Origin of the sequence: Marinimicrobium sp. ARAG 43.8 (assembly GCF_050113635.1) — a bacterium.
Lineage (GTDB): Bacteria > Pseudomonadota > Gammaproteobacteria > Pseudomonadales > Cellvibrionaceae > Marinimicrobium.
The window spans coordinates 862,712-888,742 of the sequence record NZ_JBNJLT010000001.1 but is presented as its reverse complement, the minus strand read 5'-3'; the positions used below and the strand labels follow the sequence as shown (position 1 = coordinate 888,742).

The 26,031-nt window shown below is 53.1% G+C and carries 20 protein-coding genes and 1 pseudogene; 13 read left to right on the top strand and 8 right to left on the bottom strand.

Annotated features, from left to right (window positions below; genetic code table 11):
• Window positions 1-46: 46 nt before the first annotated feature.
• The 8 genes from tssH to tssA all read right to left on the bottom strand — a co-directional run bounded on the left by tssH (window position 47) and on the right by tssA (window position 10,951).
• Complete coding sequence (gene tssH / locus ACQCLF_RS03735; RefSeq protein ID WP_426984941.1) at window positions 47-2,716, bottom strand: type VI secretion system ATPase TssH; 2,670 nt, start codon at window positions 2,714-2,716, stop codon at window positions 47-49.
• Window positions 2,717-2,730: 14 nt separating this feature from the next.
• Window positions 2,731-3,861 carry a type VI secretion system baseplate subunit TssG gene (tssG, locus tag ACQCLF_RS03730; RefSeq protein ID WP_426984940.1) on the bottom strand — a complete coding sequence of 377 codons (1,131 nt, stop codon included), beginning with the start codon at window positions 3,859-3,861 and terminating at the stop codon, window positions 2,731-2,733.
• Window positions 3,852-5,678: a type VI secretion system baseplate subunit TssF gene (tssF, locus tag ACQCLF_RS03725; RefSeq protein ID WP_426984939.1), complete on the bottom strand. Its 1,827-nt coding sequence runs from the start codon at window positions 5,676-5,678 to the stop codon at window positions 3,852-3,854. The genes tssG and tssF overlap by 10 nt, the downstream gene beginning before the upstream one ends.
• Window positions 5,671-6,168, bottom strand: coding sequence for a type VI secretion system baseplate subunit TssE (gene tssE, locus ACQCLF_RS03720; RefSeq protein ID WP_426984938.1), 498 nt, complete (start codon window positions 6,166-6,168; stop codon window positions 5,671-5,673). Before tssE ends, tssF begins: the two co-directional genes overlap by 8 nt.
• 7 nt (window positions 6,169-6,175) lie before the next feature.
• On the bottom strand, window positions 6,176-7,690 hold the full coding sequence (tssC, locus tag ACQCLF_RS03715; RefSeq protein WP_426984937.1) for a type VI secretion system contractile sheath large subunit: 1,515 nt from the start codon (window positions 7,688-7,690) through the stop codon (window positions 6,176-6,178).
• Between the two features lie 77 nt (window positions 7,691-7,767).
• Complete coding sequence (gene tssC / locus ACQCLF_RS03710) at window positions 7,768-9,258, bottom strand: type VI secretion system contractile sheath large subunit (protein ID WP_426984936.1); 1,491 nt, start codon at window positions 9,256-9,258, stop codon at window positions 7,768-7,770.
• Entirely contained in the window at window positions 9,248-9,778 is a 531-nt protein-coding gene (gene tssB / locus ACQCLF_RS03705; RefSeq protein ID WP_426984935.1) for a type VI secretion system contractile sheath small subunit, read from the bottom strand. Before tssB ends, tssC (ACQCLF_RS03710) begins: the two co-directional genes overlap by 11 nt.
• Before the next feature lie 66 nt (window positions 9,779-9,844).
• Window positions 9,845-10,951, bottom strand: coding sequence for a type VI secretion system protein TssA (gene tssA / locus ACQCLF_RS03700; RefSeq protein WP_426984934.1), 1,107 nt, complete (start codon window positions 10,949-10,951; stop codon window positions 9,845-9,847).
• 462 nt (window positions 10,952-11,413) lie between these two features.
• Between tssA and tagH the strand changes: the two genes are divergently transcribed.
• The 13 genes and pseudogenes from tagH to ACQCLF_RS03635 all read left to right on the top strand — a co-directional run bounded on the left by tagH (window position 11,414) and on the right by ACQCLF_RS03635 (window position 25,774).
• Entirely contained in the window at window positions 11,414-12,886 is a 1,473-nt protein-coding gene (tagH, locus tag ACQCLF_RS03695; RefSeq protein ID WP_426984933.1) for a type VI secretion system-associated FHA domain protein TagH, read from the top strand.
• 33 nt (window positions 12,887-12,919) lie between these two features.
• Window positions 12,920-13,417: a type VI secretion system lipoprotein TssJ gene (gene tssJ / locus ACQCLF_RS03690; RefSeq protein ID WP_426984932.1), complete on the top strand. Its 498-nt coding sequence runs from the start codon at window positions 12,920-12,922 to the stop codon at window positions 13,415-13,417.
• A 32-nt stretch (window positions 13,418-13,449) separates the two neighbouring features.
• The gene (gene tssK, locus ACQCLF_RS03685; protein ID WP_426984931.1) at window positions 13,450-14,784 is read left to right on the top strand and encodes a type VI secretion system baseplate subunit TssK; all 1,335 of its coding nucleotides are present in this window, start codon (window positions 13,450-13,452) and stop codon (window positions 14,782-14,784) included.
• Window positions 14,785-14,997: 213 nt separating this feature from the next.
• Window positions 14,998-15,699, top strand: coding sequence for a type IVB secretion system protein IcmH/DotU (icmH, locus tag ACQCLF_RS03680; RefSeq protein ID WP_426984930.1), 702 nt, complete (start codon window positions 14,998-15,000; stop codon window positions 15,697-15,699).
• 27 nt (window positions 15,700-15,726) lie between these two features.
• On the top strand, window positions 15,727-19,263 hold the full coding sequence (gene tssM / locus ACQCLF_RS03675; RefSeq protein WP_426984929.1) for a type VI secretion system membrane subunit TssM: 3,537 nt from the start codon (window positions 15,727-15,729) through the stop codon (window positions 19,261-19,263).
• Window positions 19,263-19,997 (top strand): type VI secretion system-associated protein TagF, encoded by a 735-nt coding sequence (tagF, locus tag ACQCLF_RS03670; protein WP_426985230.1) that lies wholly within the window; start codon window positions 19,263-19,265, stop codon window positions 19,995-19,997. Before tssM ends, tagF begins: the two co-directional genes overlap by 1 nt.
• A complete protein-coding gene (locus ACQCLF_RS03665; RefSeq protein WP_426984928.1) occupies window positions 19,994-20,833 on the top strand; it encodes a PP2C family protein-serine/threonine phosphatase in 840 nt (279 codons plus the stop codon). Before tagF ends, ACQCLF_RS03665 begins: the two co-directional genes overlap by 4 nt.
• A gap of 107 nt (window positions 20,834-20,940) precedes the next feature.
• A complete protein-coding gene (locus ACQCLF_RS03660; RefSeq protein ID WP_426984927.1) occupies window positions 20,941-23,370 on the top strand; it encodes a protein kinase domain-containing protein in 2,430 nt (809 codons plus the stop codon).
• Between the two features lie 11 nt (window positions 23,371-23,381).
• The gene (locus ACQCLF_RS03655) at window positions 23,382-23,570 is read left to right on the top strand and encodes a hypothetical protein (RefSeq protein WP_426984926.1); all 189 of its coding nucleotides are present in this window, start codon (window positions 23,382-23,384) and stop codon (window positions 23,568-23,570) included.
• An 11-nt stretch (window positions 23,571-23,581) separates the two neighbouring features.
• Window positions 23,582-24,199: pseudogene (locus ACQCLF_RS03650) on the top strand (MotA/TolQ/ExbB proton channel family protein).
• 2 nt (window positions 24,200-24,201) lie between these two features.
• Complete coding sequence (locus ACQCLF_RS03645; protein WP_426984925.1) at window positions 24,202-24,594, top strand: ExbD/TolR family protein; 393 nt, start codon at window positions 24,202-24,204, stop codon at window positions 24,592-24,594.
• 194 nt (window positions 24,595-24,788) lie between these two features.
• Complete coding sequence (locus ACQCLF_RS03640) at window positions 24,789-25,205, top strand: ExbD/TolR family protein (protein ID WP_426984924.1); 417 nt, start codon at window positions 24,789-24,791, stop codon at window positions 25,203-25,205.
• A 2-nt stretch (window positions 25,206-25,207) separates the two neighbouring features.
• The gene (locus ACQCLF_RS03635; RefSeq protein WP_426985229.1) at window positions 25,208-25,774 is read left to right on the top strand and encodes an AgmX/PglI C-terminal domain-containing protein; all 567 of its coding nucleotides are present in this window, start codon (window positions 25,208-25,210) and stop codon (window positions 25,772-25,774) included.
• Window positions 25,775-26,031: the final 257 nt, after the last annotated feature.

The window sequence follows — 26,031 nt, the reverse complement described above, 5'->3', positions numbered from 1 at the left end:
GTCTGGCGCCCGAAATGGCCGACGCAACGGGTGCGTTTACTTCTCGTCATTGAGGGGGAGCGCTTCTTAGGTGGCAGGCAAACTGCCCCTGTTCGTCCACCGATACCTGAACATGCTCCAAACGATTGTCGGATAGCGTTTGCGACAGGCATTCGGAAGCCAGTTGTGGCAATAACGTTCGAGTGAGGATGTTCTCGATGTTGCGTGCCCCGGTATCTACCTCCTGACTGCGTGCGACGATGTGCAGCAATACATTATCATCGTAGCTGAACCCTGCCTGGTAATGAGAAGCCACTCGACGTCGAATTTTTTCCATGTTAATAACGCCAATTTGCATTAACTCTTCATCTCCGAGAGGATAATAGGGGATGATAGTGGTGCGACCCAAAAAGGCCGGCTTGAAATAACGCAGCAATTGGGGCCGGAAGTTGTCCAGTAATACTTCCGGTTCGATGACTTCGTCACTCGTCTGGCAGAGAGCACGAATGTGTTCTTCGCCGGCATTGGAGGTCATAATGATGATGGTATTTCGGAAGTCGATATCGCGGCCTTCGCCATCTTTTATGGTGCCTTTGTCGAACAGGTTGTAGAACACATCCTGTACACCTGGGTGAGCCTTTTCCATCTCATCCAAAAGAATGACACTGTAGGGTTTTCGACGGATGGCTTCGGTCAGTACACCGCCTTCGCCGTAGCCGACATAGCCGGGTGGCGAGCCGAGCAGCATTGAGACTTTGTGCTCCTCTTTGAACTCCGACATATTGATAACCGTCAAATTCTGCTCGCCGCCGTAGAGGGTATCGGCTAACGCCAATGCAGTTTCGGTTTTTCCGACGCCACTGGGGCCGACCATAAAGAACACACCAATGGGTTTGCGTGGGTCAGTCAGCCCGGCGCGTGCGGTGCGCATGCTTTGCGCAATGGCATCGAGTGCGTGGGTCTGTCCGATCACGCGCTTGCTGAGCGTATCGCGCAGACTCAGTACGGATTGGACTTCATCGGCCAGCATTTTACCGAGCGGAACGCCGGTCCAGTTCGCAACGACCTCGGCAATGGCCTGACCATCAACATACGCATTGATCATCGGCGCCTCGCCCTGCACATCGCCAAGCTTTTTGAGTAAATCCCGAAGGGCACTTCGGTCTTCTTCAGACTGGTCGATGGCAGAGGTATCATTAGCCGCGTTGTGTTGCTGTTCGATTCGTTGTTGCACCTGATGAATGGCATCGACTATTTCCAGTTCGGCGTGCCACTGTTGCCGCTGCTGATCAAGCTGCTCCGACAGTGTACTCTGTCGTTCATGGAGCGTAGTCAGGCGGTCTTTACAATTTCCCAGAGCGGCATTTTCCCGGTTTAATGACGCCAGAGTAGCGGCGATTTGGTCGAGTGTGCGCTCGGTGTCTTCAATGGTAGCGGGAGTGGCGCTCTGGCTGAGTGCTACCCGGGCGCAGGCTGTGTCGAGCAGGCTGACGGATTTGTCCGGAAGCTGCCGTCCCGGCATATAGCGGCTGGACAGGCGAACCGATTCAACAATGGCTTCATCCATGATGCGCACTTTATGGTGCGCTTGCAGCATGCTGGAAATTGCCCGCATCATATCGATGGCACGGGCCTCTTCAGGCTCTTCGACTTTAACCACCTGGAAGCGTCGAGTCAGTGCGGGATCGCGCTCGAAATATTTTTTGTACTCGGACCAGGTGGTCGCCGCGATGGTTCGCAGTTCGCCGCGAGCCAGCGCCGGCTTGAGCAGATTGGCCGCATCGCCCTGGCCCTCTTTTCCTCCTGCGCCGATCATGGTGTGGGCCTCGTCGATGAATAAGATGATAGGTTGCGGAGAAGCTTTGACTTCGGCGATGACGGATTTCAGGCGATTCTCAAACTCGCCCTTGACGCTGGCTCCGGCCTGAAGCAAGCCTAGATCCAGACCGCGAAGCTCCACCGGCTTGAGAGGATCTGGAACATCGCCTTTGGCAATGCGTAGCGCGAAGCCCTCGACAACAGCGGTTTTACCAACCCCGGCTTCGCCGGTCAGAATAGGGTTGTTTTGGCGGCGGCGAATCAGAATATCGATAATCTGGCGAACTTCCTGATCCCTCCCCCACACGGGGTCGATTTGGCCTTCCTTCGCGGCTTTGGTTAGGTTGACCGTGTATTTGTCCAGGCAGGGCGTTTTACTGGCCCTCCCGACTGGCCCCACGGCTTCAACGGCGCTATCTTCGGTGGTGTTCGGCGCTTGTGATTCTGCTGTGCTGCCGACCACGGAGCTGACTAGCTCCCGTACTGACTCGGGCGCGATATTTTCCAGAGTTTGGCAAGATGCGACGGCCGAACGACGTAAATTATCGTCTAGGAGTAAGGCCGCCAACAAATGGGCGCTGGTCACTCTCGTGTGTCCATATTCCACGGAAGCGAGTATCCAGGCGTGTTTGGCCAGCTCCAGAACGTTGGGAGCCAAAGCCGGTGGACGGGTGCTTCCGGTTTTAAAGCGCTCGACCTCTCGGTTGAAAGCGTTAATGAGTACATCCGGTGATAACTCGAAACGCTCCAGTAGTGCTCGGGCATCCGTTTGATCCACTTCCAGAAGTTTTACCCACCAGTGCTCGACTTCCACATTGTAATGTCCGCGAGTCAGGCACAAGCCGGCGGCACTTTCCAGTGCATTGCGGGTGGTATCGTTCAGTTTTCTGACCAATGCTTTCAGGTCCAGCGTTATCATGTAGTGCTCCTTGATCAAGCCGCAGGGCGACTGGGTCCGTGGTTGTGGGAAGAAGGGCTCCGTTCGTCTTGCCGTATGGTTGATACGGGCACCATCAGGGTGGTATTGGCGTCTGCCGGTCGATAGATACTGGCGGGTAAGCGGCTGTTCCACCCCAGCTGAGCCGGCTGCGTGCTACCGAGGCAAAGTTGCTTTGGCATGGCGTCGGTGTCTACATGCAATTTGATGTCGAACTGATGTTCAGGGCCGAGGTACAAGCGGTTGAGTTCGTCAAGTGCTTGCAACGTAGACGTGCCAGGCGAAAAGCGTTGGTACTGTTCACGGTTAAGCGGCCCAATATGAAGGCTGACTTTATTCTGGGCCAGCCAGGACTTTTGGCCGAGTAGCGTGGACACGCCTAACTGGTTGTTTCTGCCGTCTGGTTGGGTTATCGATGGCAATTGGCAAAGCATAGCCGGCAGGACATCACACCAGGTTCCAGAAAATTCCTCGACCTGTGTAGGAACTTTAAAATAGCTGCGTATCAATTGTTTCAGGTTCGCGGCGGTTTTAACCTGCTGACTAATAAGGCCTCCGTAGTAAAGCAGTGCTTCGTTGGGCACAGAGCCTGCATCCTTGACTAGACGTGGTGACAGGCCGATGAGCGACAGTAACCACTCGGTTGGCCGATCCATTGTGTGTGCGTCCCCCCAATGGCGGCGTGCGCGTTCGTACTCCAAAGGCAGGCGGTACTTGTTGGCGGCGCGCCACAGCAAGCTGTTACTGCGGTGGTGGAACAAGTCCAGGAACTGTTGCAGCGCCGGGTCGCGCGATTTTTGCCGGTCAATGAGCTGCTCTGTGTAGTGAAAGGGCAGAGGACCGAGTGCGCCCGTCAACCCAAACATACCGCTTTGCACCTCCCAGCGTTGGTTGCCGGTTTTCAGGTGTGAGATCTCACTGTGGGGAAAGGCCAGCGTGTGCTGTCCTTTCAAGCGTACCGCTTCTTGCTGTGGTGGACGAAAATCCGCGCCGGGTGCCCACTGGCGGCCCGGTGACCGTATCGATGACGGGAGGTCTGTTTCGCTGTGCCGGAACTCGAGTAATCTCAGTGTTTGCAACCAAGTGAAAGATTCCGGTTTCTTTTGCAGGTGATGAATTACAGGCACGCGCGCCCTCCCGCTCGTATCGGGCCGCTGCGATAAATGCCGTCGTGCCCTTTGCGAGTCACGATGACTTGGCTGAATGCGTTGATAGAGCAATACAGCGCAAAAAAATGTTCGAGAACCTGTGAGAACAGGCAAAGGCTTATACCGGATAGCAGCCGGTCATCTACTTCTATACGCACTTCGATACCGCGACACAAGGTCAGCCGTCCGCCGATTTGCAGGGGAGCGTTAACCGGGCGAACGTGAACCTGGGTTATGGCCTCTATCAATGAGCGATGCGCCGATGTTTGTCGGAAGTCGTACAGGCGGAGCATCTCTTGCAGAGAGTCGCGAGCATTGATGTCGGTCAATCCCCTCTGGTTCAGGTACAGGTGGGAAAGCAGCCGCCAACGAGCCGCATTGCCCATGGGTGGGCGTAAAACGTCGGTCGGCTGGGTCAGGCAGCGAATTTGCCTACTGGGAGGGCTGCTGTCGACGCACTGCAGTTGTGGTTCCTGACTGGTGAATGGCAGGCGTGCGGGTTGATCCCGATTGCTGCATGTAGTGTGTATCATCAAGGTTTTTTCAGTTGCCTTACTGGGAGAAAAATCCAGATCAACCAGGCTAAGAAAAACGTCCGTTGCGGCATCGCGTTGGGTGGGTTTTAGTTTGGCATGACGTCGCTGGGAAAACCAGAAAGTTTGATCCTGATGATAGTTCCGATCATGATTGAGTCCGTAGAAGGGCCGGTACTCAGCGGCTTTCCCGTAGGCGTCAACAGCAGTCACTTGATCGATGGAGTATACCTCGTAGCCCTCGGGACGGCGGACATCGGGCAACACCTGGTATTCATACTGGCGATGATCAAGGTCGATTGGGTCCGTTTGCTGCGGGAACAAATTAACTACAGGTGTACACCCCAGAGCAAAATGCTCAGTGTTAATGTGGTGCTCGAGTTCGACATCGGCGTCGCGCAGATAAATGTATAGTTCCAATGATTGAACTGGTACCTTTAGACGACTGGTGGGCAGAGGGCCAATATCGATAAAAAGAAATTTTTCGGGGAAGGCGAAATACTCGGTCAGCAGTCGATACCCCAGAAATGCGTTATCCGGGTAGGGGAGCAATCCTTCGTGCTCTTTGAAGCCCACGGCCTCAATGGCGTCTGAGCCGAGGAACAGGGGGGAACTATGTCCGTCGCTGACGATAACATTCTCGCAATGATTAACCAATAGTTCGTACAAAGGGTGAATGTGCTGGCTTTGCCCTTTCAGATAAAAGCGCAGTTTTTCTGGTAGGCCCGCGGACAGATCGCCGTTTTCGAAGAAGGGTTCCAGTCGCAGGCGTATAACGCTGGCGGCGCCCTGCAACTGATCAGATCCCGGTGTTGCGAAAGGGCGACCCATAAACTGCGCATCCGTCAGTTTTGCAGGTACCATATCGACGTCATAGCAAGTAGTGAAACGGCAACGGGTTCCTTTGAATGTACGTGTGTCGAGTAATGTTGCAGCCGGGATGTGATGGCTGGCATCGACCTGTTCGGGATCGGGATCAAACTGAACGATTGACATTGAAGGCAGAGGCCGCTGGTAGTGAGGAAACAGCGTGCTAAGCATGGCGTCACTGAACTCGGGAAAATCATCATCGAGTCGATGTTGAATGCGCGCGTTCAGATAAGCGACACTTTCCACCAAACGGGAAACATGAGGGTCTTCGATAGTTTCCGAGGAGATTCCCAGCCGGCTGGCGATTTTGGGGTTTTCGCTGGCAAATTCCGCGCCCATCTGACGCAGGTAAGCCAGTTCCTTTTCGTAGTAAGGTAGTAACTCATCAGCCATGGGGTGACTCCTTTACGTTCACGCTGCGGGATACCGGTTCCAGAATCGAGTCGAACACCACAGTTTGTGGTGCCGGGTCTGCCCATAAAACTGCATCGATGCGAAACCGAAGGGTTCTGTCTGTCGCGTCACGGTTGTCAAGATGGGTCACTTTGACACTTTTAAAACGGGGTTCGTAGTCGCGTAATAGGCGTTCCAGATGGCGCACAAACCGCTGTTTTTTAGCCGGGTCCGAAATGTTGACCGTTGCCAGGTCAGGCAGTCCGTAGTTGAGCAGGGAATGCTGAAGCTCAGTGGCTTCATCCGGGGGTGATATCACCCGATACCGGTTATTCAAAAGGCTTTCAAGATCGCGTCGAACACTTTGGCGCAACCCGGCCAAATACTGGTGGCGAGAAGGTTCTGCTTCATGTGTCTGGTCCGGTTCGTGATCAATCAGTCGATCCAGGATTGAGGGACGGAGCTGTTTGGTTTTATGGATGTGGTTCATAGTATGACTAACCGGTTTGCACAAGCTCTGTGACCAGTTCCAGCTCGGATACCATTTGATTTACCTGATAATGAGGAACAAGGTGAATAACGCAGACGTACTGCCCGGGGCGCTCAGGGTGTTCATTAACCGTAACGGCCGCTTTCCTGAGCGGATAGCGAGCCTGCTCTTCCCATTCGAGATCTTCGCGGCCAGTGGTGTACCGGAACAGCCACTGGCGCAAGTAGCTCTCGCACTCCTCGGCGCTGATGAAAGCGCCGATTTTGTCCCGAATCATGACTTTGATGTAGTGAGCGACGCGAGAGGCGCACAAGACATTCTGAAGCATGGCAGAGAGGCGGGCATTCACTTCACCGTTTGTATTGTTTTTGGGGCGCTGGATGGACGCGTTGCTATAGAACGCGGCAAAAGGTGTTTGGTAGCACTGGCACAGCGGAATAAATCCCAGGTCGCTTAGTTCGCGCTCCCGTCGATCGGTAACTATGACATCGGCGATGGGTTTTGGCGCAAGATTGTGACGATCGTCCGAAAAATGATCGACTGGAAGTGTGGTGACTAAACCACCGCCGATCTGATCACGGGGAACGCCGCGGATATGGCCAAACCAGCCGACGTTGGTAAACTCCCGAATGAGTACACCACCAAATGCGTAGGCGGCATTGCCCCAGAGGTATCCGCGGCCGTGTTTGTCTTCCGTTTGTTCGCGAAAAGGAACTCCCTTGTAGCTTCCCATGCTGGTGCGATAAGGGCGGCGCATGAGTATGGCGGGCAGGGTTAATCCAATAAACCGTGAATCGGAACGCTCGCGCAGGTTGCGCCACCGGAGGTATTCTTTCTGCGCAAAAATACGTTCTAGCTGTAAAGGTTGTCCCAACTGCGCGTAGTGATTCACACCAAACATTTCCGGTGCAGCACCGGCTATAAAAGGAGCGAAGGCGGCGGAAGCAATTTGTGCAAGCCCCTCCAACGTCGCAATATCATCATGTGGATAGGACTTTGAAGAGCGATGTCGAATGCGGTAGTCACCGATCAGGACACCGAATGGTTCGCCTCCGGGATGGCCATACTCATTGCTATAAATTTTTTGAAACAGCTGGCTTTGATCAAAATCCATGGCTTTATCGATATCGCGGCCTATTTCCGGCCAGGCGATATCCAGAATTTTAATCTTGATGTTTCGTGCGCCTTCCGCATGCGTTACCAGGTACCTTAGCCCTCGCCAGGCTGATTCCAGAGCCTGAAAACGAGATTGATGAATAATGGCGTTTATCTGTTGGCTAATCAGCCGGTCAATACGTGCAATGGTAAGATGAACCGCTGCTTTTACGTCGTGCTCGGTATTTCTATGGCCCTTGGGTGCAAACGTAGCCAGAAAGTAACTCAATGCCCGACATGGGTTTTCCTCGCACAGAAAATCATCCAGGCTATTCAGGGGCGGACAGTGGGGGCTAAGTGCCTCCGGGCTGATGAGCTCCGCAATGGGCTGGTCGTCCATGCGAGCTTCGATGATTTTACTTGACATATTGACTCAGAGCAGAAAAGTTGCCGACTTCTCCCGTCAATACCAATAGGTGGCCGACGGGAGAATCGGAATGGCAGCTAGCCAGCTTTGGGGATGTTGGCCACTAAGCGCAGGGAGGCCGTCAGCTCTTCCATCTGCAACCAGGGTCGCATCCAAGCGACAGCATTGAATACACCGGGTTGACCGGGGACTTCTTTCACTTCAACATGCGCTTCCGCCAGCGGATAACGAGCTTTCATCTCAGCACTGGCGCCAGGACTACCATTGACGTAGTTGCCAATCCAGCGGTTCAGCCACTCTTCGGCTTCGGAGGCTTCCATGAAGGAGCCTACCTTGTCGCGCGCCATTACTTTCAGGAAATGTGCGATACGAGATGTGGCCATGATATAAGGGAGGCGCGCGGAGATCGCTGCGTTGGCTGTCGCTTCCGGGTCGTCAAACTTTTGTGGTTTCTGTGCAGTTTGCGCTCCGAAGAAGACGGCGTAATCGGTATTCTTATAGTGACACAAGGGCAGAAAGCCCAGCTTGCTCAGTTCCGCCTCCCGTCGGTCAGTAATGCCGATTTCAGTTGGGCATTTCTGATCCATATCACCATCGTCGCTGACAAACGCGTGGCTGGGTAGACCATCTACACGGCCTCCACCTTCTGCCCCGCGAATACTGGTACACCAGCCGTACTCTGCAAATGACTGAGTCAGTACTGTACCCAAGGCATAGGCCGCGTTCATCCAGCAGTAATCATTGTGCTCGGTGGCCAGATGCTTGCCGTCTTGGTCGAGGCTTACTTCTTCGAAGTTGAAAGCTTCAACCGGTTTGGTGGCACCGCCGTAGGGCAGTCGGGCCAGTACACGTGGCATGGTTAGTGTAACAAATCGGGAGTCGTCGCTTTCACGGAAACTCCGCCACTGAGTGTACTCGGCAGAGTCAAAGATTTTCTCCAAGTCACGTGGCTTGGATAGTTCGGTAAAATCGCCAAAACCAAACATTTCCGGTGATGCAGCGGACAGAAAGGGGCAGAAGCCAGCAGCCGCGACATTAGACATCTGACTCAACAGTGAGATATCGTCCGGGTGAGACGAAAATTCGTAGTCACCGACCAAAGCAGTATAAGGTTGTCCGCCAGCTGTGCCGAACTCGCTTTCATAGATTTTCTTGAAGATCTGACTTTGATCGAACTCTACTGCTTTCTCCAAGTCCTTGGTCAGCTCCTTCTTGCTAAGGTTGAGCATGCGAATTTTGAGCTGAGAGCCGGTTTCAGAATTCATCACCAGGTGATTCAGGCCACGCCATGAACCTTCCAGCTTCTGAAACTTTTCGTTATGCATAATTTCGGAAAGCTGAAGGGACATTAACTGGTCAACAGCGGTGATAGCTCTATTGATGGTTACAGTCAGGTTCTTGTCCCATTTGACTGTACCACTCATGGCTTCTTTTGTCAGTGTCTTCAGTAAGTCCTGAGTTTCGTCAGCAGGGGTCTGCTGGGTGGCCGATATGGCTTGCTCAAGAAAACTGATTTCCTGGGCTTCCGCTTCCACCTGATCAAGTACTTGTTCTTCGTTAGTCGCCATCTTTGTCGCCCTCCTTTTGCTCTTCACTAAGACCTAGCTCGCCGGAAAGTGCTGCCAGCGCTTCGGTGTCACTTAGTACGTTTTCCAGAATGTTTTCCAGGTCCTCGGAACGATCAGCTTTGGTGAGTAAGTCGCGCAGCTTGTTGCGAGTGTCCATCAGCTTTCGTAGCGGCTCAACTTGTTGAACGATACGATGTGGTTCGAAATCCTCCATTCGGTTAAAATCGAGGTCCACTTTCATTTCACTGCCATCGGCTCCCAGCGTGTTGGCGACCGGAAAGTTAAGCTTCGGATTGATCTTTCCCATCAGATCATTGAAGTTGTCTCTGTCGATTTGGGAAAACTTTCGATCTTTCAACGATTTTTTTCCTTGGGTGTTGTCGCCGGAATAGTCGCCCATCACACCCATGACAAAGGGCAGCTCCTTCTCGGCAATAGCGCCATTGGTTTCAACGTCGTAAGTGATGTGAACGCGTGGCTTGCGCACGCGCTTGAGTTTATCGTGGATACTTTCGGACATAATCCCTAATCCTCTGTCTGGTGATTACTATCGTTGGCGCGCCCATATGGCGCTTCCGTGCGGAAATCAATCTTCCGCGATTTCCACTCCCGTCAGCTCGCTGTAGTGTGCGCGAGAAGAAGAGTCCGGAATAAGCTCCTGCATCAGTTCGTCGAGTCGCATATTTCCCCACTTGACGGATTTTTCAAGCAGATACGAAACCGGAGAGTGCGGTTCAGTGTTTCGGAAAAATTCCGAAATTTCTCTTAGCTGCCGAAACGCTTCATTTCGGTCAAGCGAGCATTTGGGGTGTGGGGATAAAGTTTCACCTGTGGTGCTTTCGCTATCGAGTTCCGGCTCGCCCACATTCTGGGTGTCACCTGTAGCCGCCAATTTGTCGCGCCCTAGGTGATTTATAGCTCCACGGCATTCCTCGAGAATTTCGATGATGTTGCGTGTCGGTGGCGAATGCTCTAATCCACAATGATTATCCAGGAGTTGACCAAATGCCCGCAGATGAGTCAGCGCCTGGTCGAGGTCGTCGCGTTGATTGACGAAAAAGGCGTCCTCGGATTCGCGTACAGCCTTCTCGATGTCGTTCAGACCATAGCCGAGTTTGTCTTCTTTGGCCTGGCGCGCTTCTTCATCGGCGAGTTTCTGGATATCCAGGGCTTGTTGGTACTGCCAATAGCTAAAAGGGGCGGGATGTTGTCCTTCTGTAAGTGGGACCTTACGAATTGGGGCAATCAGTACGCCCTCTGCGCCTTCGCCGTTCAATCCCGATATTGGAGAGACTCGTGTCTCCAGCCCGTCTTCGTCGGGCATAGGGTAGAGGTTCTCCCAGTACTGATCGATTAACCCGAGGGTTAGAGAGAATGCATCGCGCAATCCTCCGAAACCGTGTTTTCGCACCAGTGCTTCGGTGTACCAACTGGCGACCTCAAGATCTTTAGCTTCTTCCTTTAGTAGGCGAGGCGCCAGTTCAAGTACTTCGCGCCAGTGGTTGTTGGCGTCGTGTGAGTCGTTATCGTGTACGCTCTTTCGCTCTGCCGCACGGGCACTGGAACGTTCGCGTTTGAGGGTCTGATAAATGGATTGCACGGACGTATTGGCGCGAGGGTCGTCACCGCTCGGACGTTCGTCCGATATGGGCAAAAGTAACGATTCTATATCGATAATGGAGGGTGAAGCCATACTCTTTCTTCCTTGATTTATGCCTTGCTTTCTCTGGCATCCAGCCTGGGCGGTGCTATGGCTCTAGCAACAATTGTGGCTCTTGAAAAAATTCCGACGTGCGAAGCTGCGATGAATATAATGGCGATTCCCCTCGCGTTATCAAACATGAAGTTTCCCTTTCAGTGCCGTTTATTGACTTGAAACTTATCACAAGGCATGGACAAAACTAAACGTTTCTTTGAAAAAATCCAAACAGTTTTTTAATTCATAGATAAGAAGTGTGAACCGGCGCAGCTTTTTGCTCTCTATTTTTTCAATAGACTGATGTACAATTTCGCCGCTGCTTAAAGTATGGCACACTAGTAAATAAGCGCACAGCATGGGCCGCATGTTTTCTGTATAGGGTGCGGTTGCTCGATAAAACGGACGTTGTTGAAACGGACATATTTAGATAGGATCAGGATGACTCTGCACCTCAGGATGACCAAAGCCCCGGATGGCACCCATTCCCCGAAAACCTTGCAAACTCTGAGCGAACAGGGCGGCACCCTGGGTCGTGCATCCGACAATACCCTGGTGTTACCAGACTCGGAGAGAATTCTGTCCGGACGACATTGTGAGTTTGTCTTCCGGGCGGGGCAGTACCAATTGGTTGATCTCAGTACTAACGGTACATTTGTCAATCACTCTGCTGAGCCTATCGGTAAGGGGATTGGTGTTCCCGTTAAGCCAGGCGATGTCATTGAAGTGGGTGACTATTGTTTTGTGGTCGAGATGCCGGACAGTTCAGGAATGGAGTCCCCCTTCTCTGATGTGGAAGGGCTCTCAGGTGACAAGCCTGAACCAGGCCTGTCATCTCCCGATCGGGATGAAATGGCTCAGCCATTTGGCGTTGATGTTTATCCCCCTGAGCCGGTGGCCTCCGATGTGCCCCTCGATCCTTTACGCGCTCTAGGCGGTGCCGCCCCCTCGGAGCCTCCGACAACTGGAGCTCTCGATGACCGAGAGCTGTTCGACGATCTGATGCCCTACGGTGATCCAGCTGTATGCAGCGCACCGTCGTTGGTGCCCTCGGCCGGTGAGGAGTTGGAGAATCCAGCTCAGGCGGCTATACAGTGGCCTGAGTCCGTTCCAGAGAGCTTGATTCCGGACGATTGGTTGGACGAACCTTTCGTCTCTGATGTGGAGACGTTATCCGAGAAAAGACAGCAGGCTTCTGTGGGTGAACTGTCCGCGGCGGACAGCCCATCTGAACCCATATCGTCCGGAGCGGCGGCCGTGCCGAAACCTGGTGAGCCGGTTGTTCGAGATAGTGACATGGCCAAATCCAGACCGGCCTCAGAAAAGCAGAATACCCCGGACAGATCCTGCAACGCGTTGTACGACGCTCTCGGCGTGGATGCGGATAGCTTGGATGCAGAAACCCGGCAGGGGTTAGAGCCATTGTTGGGCGCCATGCTTCGGGAAGTGGTTGATGGACTGATGAAAGTACTGCGCTCCCGCGCCAGCATAAAAAACGAATTTCGTATGAACGTCACCACGATGCAGCCAGTGGAGAACAACCCATTGAAGTTTTCGGCGGACGTGGATGAGGCCTTAGAGAACATATTATTGCGTCGTAGCCAGGCATATAAAGAGCCTTTGGCCGCCGTGCGGGAAGGTTTCCAGGAGGTTGCGGAGCACCAGTTGGCGATGATTGCCGGAATGCGCAGCGCGTTCGAGCATATGCTGCGCGACTTCGATCCGAAGCGATTACAGTCTCTGTTTGAGCAACAGCGGAAGCCCAGCACGATAGGGCCTATACAGCGAGCGCGACTATGGCAGCAATACTGTGATTACTATCAGGGGCTTACGGATAATATGGAGCGCTCTTTCCAGCAGGTATTCGGTGATGAATTTGTTCAGGCGTATCAAGATCAGCTGCGCCGATTATCGGCGTTGCGACCCTCTTGACCGAAACAATACCGATGCCAAGGATATAACTCTATGTATGGATTTTTGTGGTTGGCGCGCTTGCTCGTACTGTCTCTGATTATGCTGTGGCTTTCTGGATGTGCCACGGAAGAAAGCCGTGTCGGTGGCGTACTTAAGCTGAAAACCAACGTGACGCTCACCATCCGGGCGGATGAAACCATCAACCCGGATCATCAAGGTGTGGCGTCCCCGGTGTTTCTCCGTCTCTACGAACTCAGTGTGGACCAGGCGTTTGAGCAGGCGGACTTCATTGATTTATATAACCGCGAGAGCACTGCTCTGGGAAATACTTTAGTGCAGAGACGCCAATTGCCACGTGTTTTACCTGGGGACGTTCAGCGCCATCAACTGGTGCTTGATAGTAACACCCGCTACCTAGGGCTGGTGGCTGAGTTCTACCAGTACGAGCGTGCTGTCTACAAAGTGGTGGTGCCGATTACCGCACGTAATGTCTTTCGGGACCGTATTGAGTTGCAAATATCCGAGAGCCAGATTTCAGTAATCAATTAATCGTGAATTAAATAAACAGGGATGACTGATCCATGTCGTTGAGCAGCAAGGTTATCTGGTCTGAGGGAATGTTCTTAAACCCCCAGCACTTCCAGCAGTACGATCGCTACGTCGAGCGCTACATCGACGCCAAATGCAGTGCCCTCGGCCCTCACGCCTGGGGGTTGCAAGCGCTCGAGTTGGATCAACAGCTGTTAAGTCTTGGTAAGTTATCTTTGCTGCAAGGGCAGGGTGTATTTCCGGATGGCACCCCTTTCAATTTTCCTGATGTAGATGATGCGCCGCCGATTTTGGAGTTGCCGGAGGGGGTCCACAACACCGTTGCCTATCTGGCGGTTCCAGTGCGCCGACCTGGCGCCGTGGATGTCTCTCATGGGAATGAAACGCAGGCGCTCGCCAGATACTACTTAACGGAAGTAAGTGCGCGAGATGTTACCGCGGAAGGAGGTGACACTCGACCGGTCGACATCGGGAAATTACGATTGCGAGTGATGCTGGAAACCGATGATCTGAGTGGTTACGCCTGCATTGGGGTTATACGGATTGCGGAGACACGTGACGATCATAACGTTCTATTGGATGATCAGTTTCTACCGACGTGCCTGAGCTGTACCGCAGCACCAAAGTTGGCAGGGTTTCTTCCGGAGCTGTCGGGTCTGCTGCATCATCGCGGTGAGGCGATCGCGGGAAGGCTGGCCGATGCGCGTCGGGGTGGTACAGCGGAAATCGCCGATTATATGATGTTGCAGATGATTAACCGGTTTGAGCCATTGGTCCATCATCTCTCCGAGCTTCGTCATTTGCACCCGCTATCACTGTATCAATGCCTGCTGATGATGGCAGGTGAATTGTCAACGTTTGTTTCCAAAGGTAAGCGACCACCGGTATTCCCCGAGTATCGGCACGACCAGATGTTGAGTACCTTTTCTTCACTAATCAGCACTCTGCGTACTTATCTTTCAATGGTTTACGAACAAACGGCAATAGGTTTAGTGCTGGAAGAGAAAAAATACGGCATCCGTGTTGCCAAAGTTGTCGATCGCTCTTTGTTTGCAACGGCCTCGTTTGTGTTAGCTGTGCGAGCCGATATTGCTGAGGAAACATTGCGGTCACGATTGCCAGCTCAGATAAAAATCGGCCCCGTGGAACGAATTCGTCAGTTGGTCAACGCCGCAATGCCGGGTATCGAGATCAAGGCATTACCTGTGGCGCCTCGTCAGATCCCTTACCGCTCGGGTTATGTGTACTTTGAACTTGAGCAGCGCAATGAGTACTGGAAAGAAATGTCGGCTTCCGGCGGGTTTGCACTGCACGTTGGTGGGGATTTCCCAGGGCTGGAAATGGAGTTCTGGGCCATTCGTCAGTAAGCCCGGACAACCTGATGGACAGGAGATGCATCGATGGATACGCCGGATAAAACTGTATTTCGTCAACCTCGGCCGGGTGGTGATCGCACGCGCGCAAAAGAGCCCGTACCAGAACCTGTGCGAGCGGGGTCAGTTCAACGGCGTACGCCTCTGGAGTCGGAACGACCGCGCCGATGTCCAACGATGCCGGTGGCGTTGGTAGCTGGACGGGGCTTGAACCCGTTGACCAGCGCTGCGGAGACATTGCTGGCCGTATGCACCAGTGTCCGTCATTCCACCCGACACTCGGATGTCGCGGGTTTGTACCGTCAAATTACTCAGGAAATTCGAGCGTTTGAGAGCGCAGCGCGAGAGCGGGGGATGACGCCGGAAATTGTATTGGCGGCACGCTATGTGCTGTGCTCGGTACTGGATGAGGCCGTTCTCAACACGCCCTGGGGCAGCGAGAGCCCTTGGGCTCAGCGTACGCTTCTGAGTGCTTTTCATAATGAGACCTCTGGTGGAGAGAAATTCTTTCAGATTCTCGATCGAATGAATCAGGAGCCCTCCCGCCACCTGGATATGTTGGAACTCATGTATCTGTGCGTGAGCCTGGGGTTCGAAGGGCGATACCGGTTGGCAGATAGAGGGCGTGACCGTCTGGAACAGATACGGGATGATCTATACCGCACTATTCGTCGCTACCGCGGCGAGCACGAGCGCTCCCTTTCTCCAGCCTGGGAGGGGCTGGGGCACACCGGGGCAACTCTGAATCAAGCGATTCCGCTTTGGATGTGGGCGGCAGCGGCAGCATTGTTGATGGTGATTACTTTCTCGGGCTTTCGCTACTGGTTATACACCAGTTCCAGTCACGTACTTGAGCAGCTCGATAGCGTCAATCATTCCATTCTGGAAGCGTCACGGGATACGCAGTAATACACTAATAGGGATATAAATCGGACCATGAGAAAACTGAAAGCCTTCTTTACGCACCCGGTGACGATCTCCCTGCTGGGGCTGATTATTCTCTCCCTCCTTATCTGGTTCAGTGGGCCTTACATAAAATTTGGACGTGGCAATGTGGCGCCGCTTGGTAGCACGACCGCCCGGTTTCTGGCGATCGGTTTGCTGTTGGTACTATGGGGATTGAATAACTTGCGCCTGCAATGGCGAGACCGTCAGCAGAACCAATCTTTGGTCAATGATATCCAGGAGAGTCATCCCTCGTCCGAGAGTTACACCAGTACGCAAGCCAGTGAAGAAGTAGCGCATATTCAGCAGCGGTTCGCAGAGGCTCTTAATACCTTGCGTCAACGTCGTTTCCGCGGTCGAGCGAATAAAAATCGAGCGTTGTACGAGCTGCCCTGGTATATCATAGTGGGGCCGCCCGGCGCGGGGAAAACAACCGCACTGATCAACTCGGGCCTGGAATTTCCGTTGGCCGAGACCTTTGGCAAAGGGGCACTACAGGGTGTTGGCGGCACACGGCATTGTGATTGGTGGTTTACTAATGATGCCGTTCTGGTGGATACCGCCGGTCGGTATACCACTCACGACAGTCATCGGGTGGTGGACAGTTCGGCGTGGGAAGGCTTTCTAAACCTGCTAAAAAAACATAGGCGACGTCGACCTATCAATGGCGTTATTGTTTCCGTTAGTGTTCAAGACCTATTGACTCAAAGCGAAGAGGAACGGGCTGTACAGGCTCGTACTATCCGAAGCCGTATTGACGAACTGATGACGCGACTGGAAGTGCGCTTTCCGGTTTACCTTTTGTTGACCAAGGCGGATCTGATTGCAGGATTCGACGGTTTCTTTGAAGATTTAGGTAAAGAAGAGCGCGATCAGGTATGGGGCGTATCGCTCCCTGCCCCTACAGGGGAAGACGTTGCTCCAGATATTGAGCGGATTGCCGAGGAACTGAAACGTCTGGATGAGCGGCTCTACGATCGTGTTCTTTGGCGAATGCACCAGGAGAGAGATGTGTCCCGTCGCTCTGCGATCGAACAGTTTCCGCAACAGATGGAGCAAGTTAATGCTCTCGTGCTGTCGTTTGTTCAACAGGCGTTCGCCCCTAACCGTTATCGACAGCAGCCGTATTTACGGGGTGCTTACTACTCCAGTGGTACGCAGGATGGCACACCAATTGACCGGCTCATGACCGCCGTCTCCTTGCAGTTTGGTTTCAGTGGTGATGCGGCAGGCCCAGGGTACGGGCGGGGCAAGAGCTTCTTCCTTGGACGGCTATTCAGGGATGTGATCTTCCCTGAATCTGAATTGGTTGGAGTTAATCCGAAATTTGAGTGTTGGCGTCGCTGGGGCCGCCGTTGTGCTTATGGAGCAATGACTGTGGTAGCTCTGGGCTTGGTAACAGTCTGGACGGGAAGCGTTGGTCGTCATGCGTCACAATTGCAGAATGTGGACGCGAAACTGGATCAGTTCGAACAGCTCGATATGGCGGAGGCGCCGGTCAGCGCTGAGGCGACCTTGCCGTTGTTGACGACGCTTGCCCATGCCGGTGCAACTTATGATCATGATAAACATCCCCTGTTGCGCAGTGTGGGATTGTACGATGGACGCATCAATCGTCGTGCCGGCCGAGCTTATCAAAATTACTTGAAAGGGCCATTCAGTCGGGCGTTGATTGAGGAGCTTGAGTCGATGTTGCGGAATACGAATAGTGACCTGCCTCTGTATACGCAATTCCGAGTCTATCAAATGTTCTCGGACGTCGACCGTATGGATTCCGGGCAAGTGTTGAGCTGGTTTCGCGAGTACTGGAGTAACAGTTCATTGAGCGGGGAACAGCGGACGCAGCTGTACAGCCATCTTTCGAACTTGTTGAGGCTGGACGGTCTGGAGGCGCAGCCACTGGATGAGTCTCTGGCTCGCCAGGTGGCCCAGCGACTGGTGCAAGTTCCTGTTGCTAGGCGGGTGTATAGTCGTATTCAGGCTGAACCGAACTATCGTCGGTTGGTGGATTTGCGTTCGCAATACGGAGACCGTCTCAGTACGGTGTTTGATCTGGGCGATGATGCGCGCGCTGCCAGCCAAATACCATGGATGTTTACTCGTGAAGGTTACGATGCGATTAATCTGTCGCCGCGCTCTCCTGTGCTCCGTGAGTTGGTTAATGACCGTTGGATTTTTGCGCGTTTGAATCGTTCGGCGGCATCGGCGACCGATGAGGATCTCAATGATTTAAGCGATCAGGTGAAGGCGCTGTACATGAGCGACTATATCCGAGCCTGGAGCCGTGCAATTGATGCGCTTACGGTCATATCGTTCAGTAGCCTGGGGCAGGGTAGTGCTGTGCTCGCCCAGGCGTCAGACCCACTGTATTCACCGTTATACAGCGTGCTGGAAGTGGCGGCGCGGCAAACACGTCTGACTGACTCAAAGGTGAAAGAAGCCGTTGCAAACGCTGGGCGCAGCCGGCGCACGGACGTTGCCACCGATTTGATTGCGTCGCAAATAGATAGCACGGTGGTTGATAAGCACTTCCAAGAGCTGCACAGGCTGATGGGTGACAGTGGTGGCCCGGCTCCGATTCACACTGTGCTAGATGAAGTGCGCGAGCTCAATGACTTCGTGCAGGAAATTCAAATGGCCCCCGACCCGAATCGTCGGTCTTTCGAAATCGCCAGAGAGCGTTTTTCCTCGGGGGCGGGTAGCCCTATTACCAACGTGCTTAGCTATGGCCGCCGTCTCCCCCAACCGCTGGAACAATGGCTGACCGGTCTTTCCCGCGAAACCTGGAAGGGGGTTTTGTTGGCAGCACGGGTTCATGTCGTGCAGGAGTGGCGAGCTCAGGTTTACCAGCCATACCAGCGTATGGCTTCGGGTCGCTACCCGCTGGTCTCCGGGGTGGATGCGGAAATGTCGGTGTATGATTTCAGTGAATTTTTTAAACCTGACGGAATGCATCAGCAGTTTTTCCAGGAGTATATCGAGCCGTTCGTTCACACAAGGGGGCAATGGTCAAACCGGACGGTTGATGGCTACGGGCTGGGTTTGTCCGGTTCGGCACTTAACCATATTCGCCAAGGACTGGAGGTTACACGCGTGATGTTTCCCGAAGGGACTTCGTCGCCGCACTTGAAGCTGGAGTTCAGGCCGCAGGCGTTGAGCAAGGACAACGCCCGATTTTCGCTGAACCTTGATGGTGAGGAGCTCAGCTATAATCACGGCCCCAAATTCTGGCGATCTGTGGAATGGTCTGGTGACCAAGCGGAGAGTCGTCTTCGAATGATTTTTGAGGGCGTCAATGGTGGAGTGCGTGACCAGGTCTATCAGGGACCCTGGGCGTGGTTGCGAGCACTGGATGAAGCCCGTGTTGAGAGAACACCACAGGCTGATGTATTCCAGGTGACGTTCTCCGCGGGCGACGGTGTCGCTGGCGACCAAGACACAATGGTATACGAAGTGCGTGCGCGCAGTGTCGACAACCTGTTAACGCATAATCCTCTGCGTCAATATAGCTGTCCGGAGGTGCTGTGATGCCATTGCTTTTCAGAACTGGAATTTTTGGAAAGTTACCGGCGCACGGCGACTTTATTCACCGGGACTTGTCCACCCAGTGTATCAATGTCTGGGATGGTTGGTTGCAGGGAGTGATGGGGACTATGCGGGAACAGCTGGGGGATCATTGGCTGGATGTTTATCTAACTAGCCCGGTGTGGCGCTTTGCCTTGTCCCCCGGGGTGATTGATAGCCATTTATGGTTCGGGATATCACTGCCCAGTGTGGATAGAGTGGGACGTTATTTTCCTTTTACGGTGTTGTGTGCAGCTCAGTCGCGCCTGCCAGCGACGGCAGCGTTGGCGAACAATAATGCTTGGTTTGAATCGGTGGAGTCGCTGGCACTGTCCGCGCTGGAGGGCCAGCTCAGGCTGGACGCAATGGCCGGACAAATGTCTGAAATAAGTCCCAATGTGTCTTCCGCCTATCAGCCGGGCAATGAGTCGAGCGCTACCCAACAAATACTGCCCTTGATCGATGAAAAGTCTCCAGTGGCTTCGGTATACCCCTATATGCTGGATGAAGCGTTGCGCTTAACAGCACCGAGCTACAGCTTATGGACAACTCGAGGATCGGACCGGGTAGAGTCCTGCGTCTTGACGTCGAGTGGATTGCCCTCCGTGGCGAGTGTGGTGTCGATGTATACCGGGCAGTGGCGGGCTGGAGAGTGGCATCGTCCCTGCCGAACGCTGACGATGGAGCCGTCACAATGATGCCCACAGAAGAGGCGGTCTCAGTGGACGCTACCTGCAGGCGACCTATTCACTGGCGTTGTGCAGCGATGACTCACACCGGGTGCGTGCGCAAAGTTAATGAGGACGCGCTGTTGTCAACAGCCGATCATTGGGCGGTGGCCGATGGTATGGGTGGCCATCAGGTAGGCGATGTGGCCAGTGGAAAAATTATCGAGGCGTTGAAATCGCTTACAGTTCCCGAAAGTCTGGCAGAGGCGGTGGACTGCGTGGACGATTGTTTACAGGCCATTAACGCTGAACTGCAACATTATGCTCGTGAAGTGCTAGGTGGCGCTACTATGGGCAGTACGTTGGTAGATTTGATCATTCGAGGGCGACTGGGGGTCGGGTTATGGGCGGGAGACTCCCGCCTTTACCGCTATCGCCAACAGCGGCTGGAACTGCTGACAACAGACCACAGCCAGGTGGAAGACATGGTTCGCCAGGGGTTGATTCATCGGGGTCAGGCTCGGAGCCATGAGTGCAGCAATGTTATTACGCGGGCTGTGGGTGTCGAGGCCTCCATAAAACTGGATCTGCGTGTATTTGATGTACAAGTTGGAGACCTGTTTTTACTGTGTAGTGACGGTCTCCACGGTGTAATTTCTGATTCGCAGATAGAACAAACTCTGAGACATAGGGATCCCGAGCGTTGTTCTCAGGTGCTGTTGAACGCGGTTCTCGATGAGGGCGCACCAGACAACGTATCAATGATTATTGTCAGAGGTGAGCTGGGGCCGGTGGCTATGGATGTGCCTTCGACACGGACGAGACTGAGCCGGTGGAAGGCACTAACGGATGATGGACCATCATGATAGATCATAATGACTCAAAAACCCGGGTTATCACCAGCCGGAAGAGCAGTATTGAGGAGAACTCCGAAAGTGCCACAGCCTTTTGCCCAAAGGCACCGAGACCCGCTGTGGATGACGTCACTCGTTTCGAGCCCTCAAGGCGCACCACCCAACGTAACCCAAATGATGAAACTCTCCTTAGCGGGCCACCTAAGGATTTCGGTGTGGGGACTAGATCTGGAGGAAGTGGGCCGTCAACCGATTCGGCGGCGGAAAATTGGCTGAAAAATCGCTTCCTTCTGGAAGATGTGCTCGGTGCTGGCGGTATGGGTGTCGTATACAAAGCGCGAGATCGCCTGAAAGTTGAAGCTCAGGACCGAGATCCCTATGTGGCGATTAAAGTACTCAGTGAAGAGTTTAAATCGCACCCCGAAGCTTTTATTGCTCTACAGAGAGAGTCGAGGAAAACCCAGCGTATAGCGCATCCAAATATTGTAAATGTACACGATTTTGATCGCGACGGAGACAAGGTCTTTATGACCATGGAGTTTCTCGACGGGAAGCCATTGGATAAATTGCTTGCGCAGTACCGTTCCACAGGTTTACCTCGTGAGGAATGCTTTCAAATCCTGGATGGCATATGTTCAGCGCTGGAGTACGCGCATACCGAAAGTATTATTCACTCGGATCTCAAACCCGGGAATATCTTTATTAATAACCGTGGCATACCAAAAGTGTTTGATTTCGGTATTGCTCGAGCGGTCGCCAAGGCTGATCGCCACGATGGGAGTCCGGATGATAAAACCGTGTTCGATGCTGGCAACCTGGGCGCACTGACACCGGCTTACGCCAGCAAGGAAATGCTGGAGGGCCTTCCCCCGGATACGAGAGACGATGTTTATGCGTTAGGGTGTATTGCTTATGAGATTTTCTCCGGTGAACACCCGTTCAACCGTCGGCATGCTGATGAGGCTTGTAGCGAGCATCTTAAGCCCAAGAGAATCCCAGGTTTAAATCGTTACCAATGGCAGGCTATAGAGCGCTGCCTCGCGTTCTCGCGAAATGATCGAACGCCGTCCGTGACAGAATTTCGAAGGTCATTTCGCCAAAAGAAAGTCGCCATTACCAAATACCTTGTCGGTACTGCGATTTTGTTGGCATCAATGGCCGTCACTGCCTACCAGTATCGATCCGAATGGGTTCCCGCGCTGTCTGACCTGGACGAGCGTGCTGAAATGGAAAAGCAGGCCCGTCTGGAAATACGGCGTAATGAATTAATCAGGTTAGTTGAAGATGCACGTTTTACCGATAGCTGGCAGGCGGATCTGTGGGACAGTTATCGAGAGCTGAGAATTTTACTGCTTGGCGGAGATGCCTGGCTCGAGCAGCAGCGAGAGGTTATTTACCGCGCATATCTCAATCGTATCGATCGGCATTTGAAAAACCGAGAGTTTCAGGAAACACAACCGCTGCTGGAAAATGCCAGACGTTATGCGACCCAGGAAGATTCTCTGCAGGCATTGGTCGAAAGCGTTGACAGCCAGTGGGCAGAGGTACGAGCAGAGGACAAAGATCGAGAAGCTTCCCGAAGGGAGCGGCAGGCACTGGCGCTCAAGGAAGCGCAGCGGCGCGAGAAGCAGGAAAAGGTTGCGAGAGAGTTCTCAGTAGCGCTGAACACTGTCAACCGGCAGCTGAACTGTCGCCAGCAGCTCAATATGGACGACTTGGAAGTCGCCATACAAAAGCTTCGAGAGCTTGATACTGAGCGCTTCAGTCAGGAGCGGCCTCGAATTGTTGACGAGCTATCCCAATGTATCGAATCGATCGGTCGTGCCTTCCCGGATCGTGCTCTGGTCTTTAAGCAACGGGCTATGCAAATGTTACCGCGCAGCGCTCGCGTCGCGGGCATAGCCATCGCCCCCAAAGACCCATGCGCGGCAGACCTCGCTGGAGCTGGAGCGAGAGGGCCGCGTGCTGGCTGTCGGGATACGTTGGAAGGAGTTGGTGCGGGTCCGTCGTTGGTCGTTGTGCCTGGCCTGCGTGGACGGGCTCCGTATGCTATCGGCCGGGAAGAAGTTCGGATATCGGATTACAACCGCTTCTGCCGGGTGACTGGTTGCGAACAGTTGACTTTAAACCACGATGAACTACCCGCGACAAACATTACCATTGAACAAGCCCGATCTTACGCTCACTGGTTGAGTGAGCTGAGCGGCTACCGGTACCGCCTGCCGACTATAGAGGAGTGGCTTCATGCAGCCGAAGCGGTAGATGCTCAGGTAGACCCAAACCGTAATTGCCGCTTTGCCTCGCGTGGAATCGAGAGGGGTGGAAGCTTGGGTCGTGCTGGCGTCGGGCGGAAAAATCGTGTGGGGTTGGTCAATTGCTTGGGCAACGCTCAAGAATGGGCGCTTAAAGGAAACAAAATCGTCGCGCTGGGTGGCAGTTATGACACGCCGACGGCTGAATGCTCGTTGGCATATCAGCAAGCTCATGATGGTACAGCTGATGTACAAACGGGGTTTCGGCTGATCCGGGAATTGGCGGATCAGAACTAAAGGATAACAATATGAGCACAGAGACGGCGCTTCGCCAGCTTCACCAGGTGGTATCAGATTATCAGAATCATCGAGTATCCCGGACGACCTATCGCTTTCATCGGCGTCAGTTACTGGATCAGTTGGACGCTTGGGTCAATGGGCGCTCAAGCAGCGCAGAAGAAATTACCAAATCAATTACTGTACGCAAACGTCACTAGTCGAGGAAACTATGGAACTTATTCGCTTTTTTCAGGATGGTGGTCTGTTTATGTGGATCATATTTTTGGTCATGGCGGTCGGGCTTGCCATTGCTGCGGATCGGATGTTCTACCTTAGCCGAACTCAAAAATCGGTTCAGTGTTTGTGGATGAAGCTGGCTCCGATGTTGAAGGCACGGGATTACGACGGGGCATCACAGTCAGTAATAGACCTCAATGATCCGCTGGGTCGGGTTCTAAACTACGGCTTCTCCCGACTCAAGGGAGTGCCTATTCGAGAACAAATGGAGGCCGCTATGGAGGAGGGCGTGATGGAAGTAATGCCCGAAGTTGAACAGCGTACCCACTACCTTGCGACGCTGGCAAATGTGGCTACCTTGTTGGGACTGCTGGGCACGATTCTGGGTCTGATCAGTGCGTTTACAGCTGTTGCAAACGCAAATCCTTAGGAAAAAGCCGATATGCTCTCTGCGAGCATTTCTGTGGCAATGAACACAACTGCGCTGGGGCTGTGCGCTGCGATCCCCCTCCTGCTTTTACATTCGTACCTCGCTAACAAAACCTCTCGAGTGGTCGATAGTATCGAAACTTCGGCAATGAAGTGTCTGAACTTGATGACCAGGGATTGATCATGCGTTATCGACGCAAGCATCAGTCTTTAGAGGCGGCAGAGCTGAATATCACGGCGTTTATGAACCTGATGGTGATTCTGATTCCCTTTTTACTGATTACCGCGATTCTTTCGCGAATGACAGTGCTCGAGCTGAACTTGCCGGGAGCCGACGCTGAGGGAAGTTCTGACGAGGTGGCTGAAGGTTTGCAATTACAGGTGGTGGTGACTCGAAAGGCGATTGTAATCAGGGAGACTCGGCTGGGGCTTATTCGAAAACTTGACAGAAACGACAGTGAAGAGCCCTGGGATGGATTGCGGGGTACCTTACTGGAAATAAAGTCGAAGTTTCCGAGAGAGACGAGTGTAGCTCTGCTACTAGAGCCTGACGCATCGTACGATTTGATGATGTAGATAATGGATCGGATCACCAGTACTCAACAAGTACGCATGGGTGCAGTGGAGCGGGTGGAGTTATTTCCGGATATCTCTTTAGGAAAGGCTCCGGCTGTAGAGGACGCAGCATGAAACCACAAAACCGAAGAATGCGCCGTACTCAACGTCAGCAGAAAATGCGCTAGGTTCCGGGGCTGAATCTGATATCGCTTATGGACATATTTACTATTCTGGTATTTTTCCTGTTGATCAACGCATCGAACGATCCGGATATTCCCGGACAGAAGATGCTGACGCTCCCAGAGCTAAATGGTGGTAATGATCCTGGTAACCATCTTCAGGTCATGATTACTGAGGAGGATATTGTAGTCCAAGGGAGGCGTGTTATGAGTGTGCGGGATACAAAAAGAACGGTCGATGGCATCCTGAACCCATTGCGAGAGGAGTTGCTGTACCGGCAATCGCTGGCAGCTGAACGTAGCGAAGATGTATTGATGGTAGTTGCAGACCAGGCCGTGGCTTACGATACGATACAAAAAGTGGTGGAAACCAGCCGCTCTCTAGCATTCAGAAAAGTGAATTTCGCAGCCAGAGATGCTGGCGAAGTAACCCAAGGAGCGCGTCCTTGACTGTGTCTCCGCCGCTACCCGCTACAGATTACCGGACGCTGGTGACGCAGTGGCAGCCAACGTCATCGAGAGATCGTAGCTTTAAAATCTTTTTGGTCATCTTTCTGATTATTGTGGTGACGGTGATAAATGTCCTATCTTCGGTAGATGTGCCTGAACCGGCCCGTGTGACAAGAGCGGATACTCCCGAGCGGGTAGTGCGTTTTATTGTCGATCAAACCAAACCGCCCCCGACCCGAGAACCTGAGGCAGAGCCTTTACCCAAGCCTGCGCCGATAGTCGTACCACAACCGGTAGTTGAGCGGAAGGAGCGTGAACGCCCCGCGGAGCCTTTGACTGATGCGGAAAAGAGGGCCCGACGCCAAACACCCGGACTTCAAGGGAGATTGGTCGTGGAAATTACCATAGCGTCGACAGGACAGGTGACGGAAGTCGATATGGTATCCAGTGATCTTAATAACCCTATTTTTGAGCAACGTATTGTGTCGAGAATATTGCTGTTTGAATTTGACGCTACAGCTTCAGAAAGTATAACGGTAATTTACCCTATTGAGTTTCTTCCAACATGAGTACCAGTCGCTGGCCTTCATTAGGCTTTCTTTAGAAAAATCTGAAAAAAAACGAATGCGCCAGTATGGATATGATTTGAATGATTTTTGTACGGCTATAAGTTTGAACTAGTTCTCATGGAATTCCTAAGTTTTCTAGAATTAAGTGAACACAGTCTCGATACTGTTAAAAAGTTAAGGATTTTTCCTAACGCGGTTGTTGTCAGTTATTAAATTGACTATCATCCGCGCCAGGTACCAGGGTTGCAAAGTTGTCC

Excerpts from the sequence above, each read along its gene's own strand:
- tssC (WP_426984936.1), bottom strand. The coding sequence starts at position 9,258 with ATGGCGACTAACGAAGAACAAGTACTTGATCAGGTGGAAGCGGAAGCC.
- ACQCLF_RS03665 (WP_426984928.1), top strand. The coding sequence starts at position 19,994 with ATGATGCCCACAGAAGAGGCGGTCTCAGTGGACGCTACCTGCAGGCGA.
- tssK (WP_426984931.1), top strand. The coding sequence starts at position 13,450 with ATGTCGTTGAGCAGCAAGGTTATCTGGTCTGAGGGAATGTTCTTAAAC.
- tagH (WP_426984933.1), top strand. The coding sequence starts at position 11,414 with ATGACCAAAGCCCCGGATGGCACCCATTCCCCGAAAACCTTGCAAACT.
- tssE (WP_426984938.1), bottom strand. The coding sequence starts at position 6,168 with ATGAACCACATCCATAAAACCAAACAGCTCCGTCCCTCAATCCTGGAT.
- tssC (WP_426984937.1), bottom strand. The coding sequence starts at position 7,690 with ATGTCAAGTAAAATCATCGAAGCTCGCATGGACGACCAGCCCATTGCG.
- tssM (WP_426984929.1), top strand. The coding sequence starts at position 15,727 with ATGAGAAAACTGAAAGCCTTCTTTACGCACCCGGTGACGATCTCCCTG.
- ACQCLF_RS03655 (WP_426984926.1), top strand. The coding sequence starts at position 23,382 with ATGAGCACAGAGACGGCGCTTCGCCAGCTTCACCAGGTGGTATCAGAT.
- tssJ (WP_426984932.1), top strand. The coding sequence starts at position 12,920 with ATGTATGGATTTTTGTGGTTGGCGCGCTTGCTCGTACTGTCTCTGATT.
- tssA (WP_426984934.1), bottom strand. The coding sequence starts at position 10,951 with ATGGCTTCACCCTCCATTATCGATATAGAATCGTTACTTTTGCCCATA.
- tagF (WP_426985230.1), top strand. The coding sequence starts at position 19,263 with ATGCCATTGCTTTTCAGAACTGGAATTTTTGGAAAGTTACCGGCGCAC.
- ACQCLF_RS03640 (WP_426984924.1), top strand. The coding sequence starts at position 24,789 with ATGGACATATTTACTATTCTGGTATTTTTCCTGTTGATCAACGCATCG.
- tssH (WP_426984941.1), bottom strand. The coding sequence starts at position 2,716 with ATGATAACGCTGGACCTGAAAGCATTGGTCAGAAAACTGAACGATACC.
- ACQCLF_RS03645 (WP_426984925.1), top strand. The coding sequence starts at position 24,202 with ATGCGTTATCGACGCAAGCATCAGTCTTTAGAGGCGGCAGAGCTGAAT.
- tssB (WP_426984935.1), bottom strand. The coding sequence starts at position 9,778 with ATGTCCGAAAGTATCCACGATAAACTCAAGCGCGTGCGCAAGCCACGC.
- tssF (WP_426984939.1), bottom strand. The coding sequence starts at position 5,678 with ATGGCTGATGAGTTACTACCTTACTACGAAAAGGAACTGGCTTACCTG.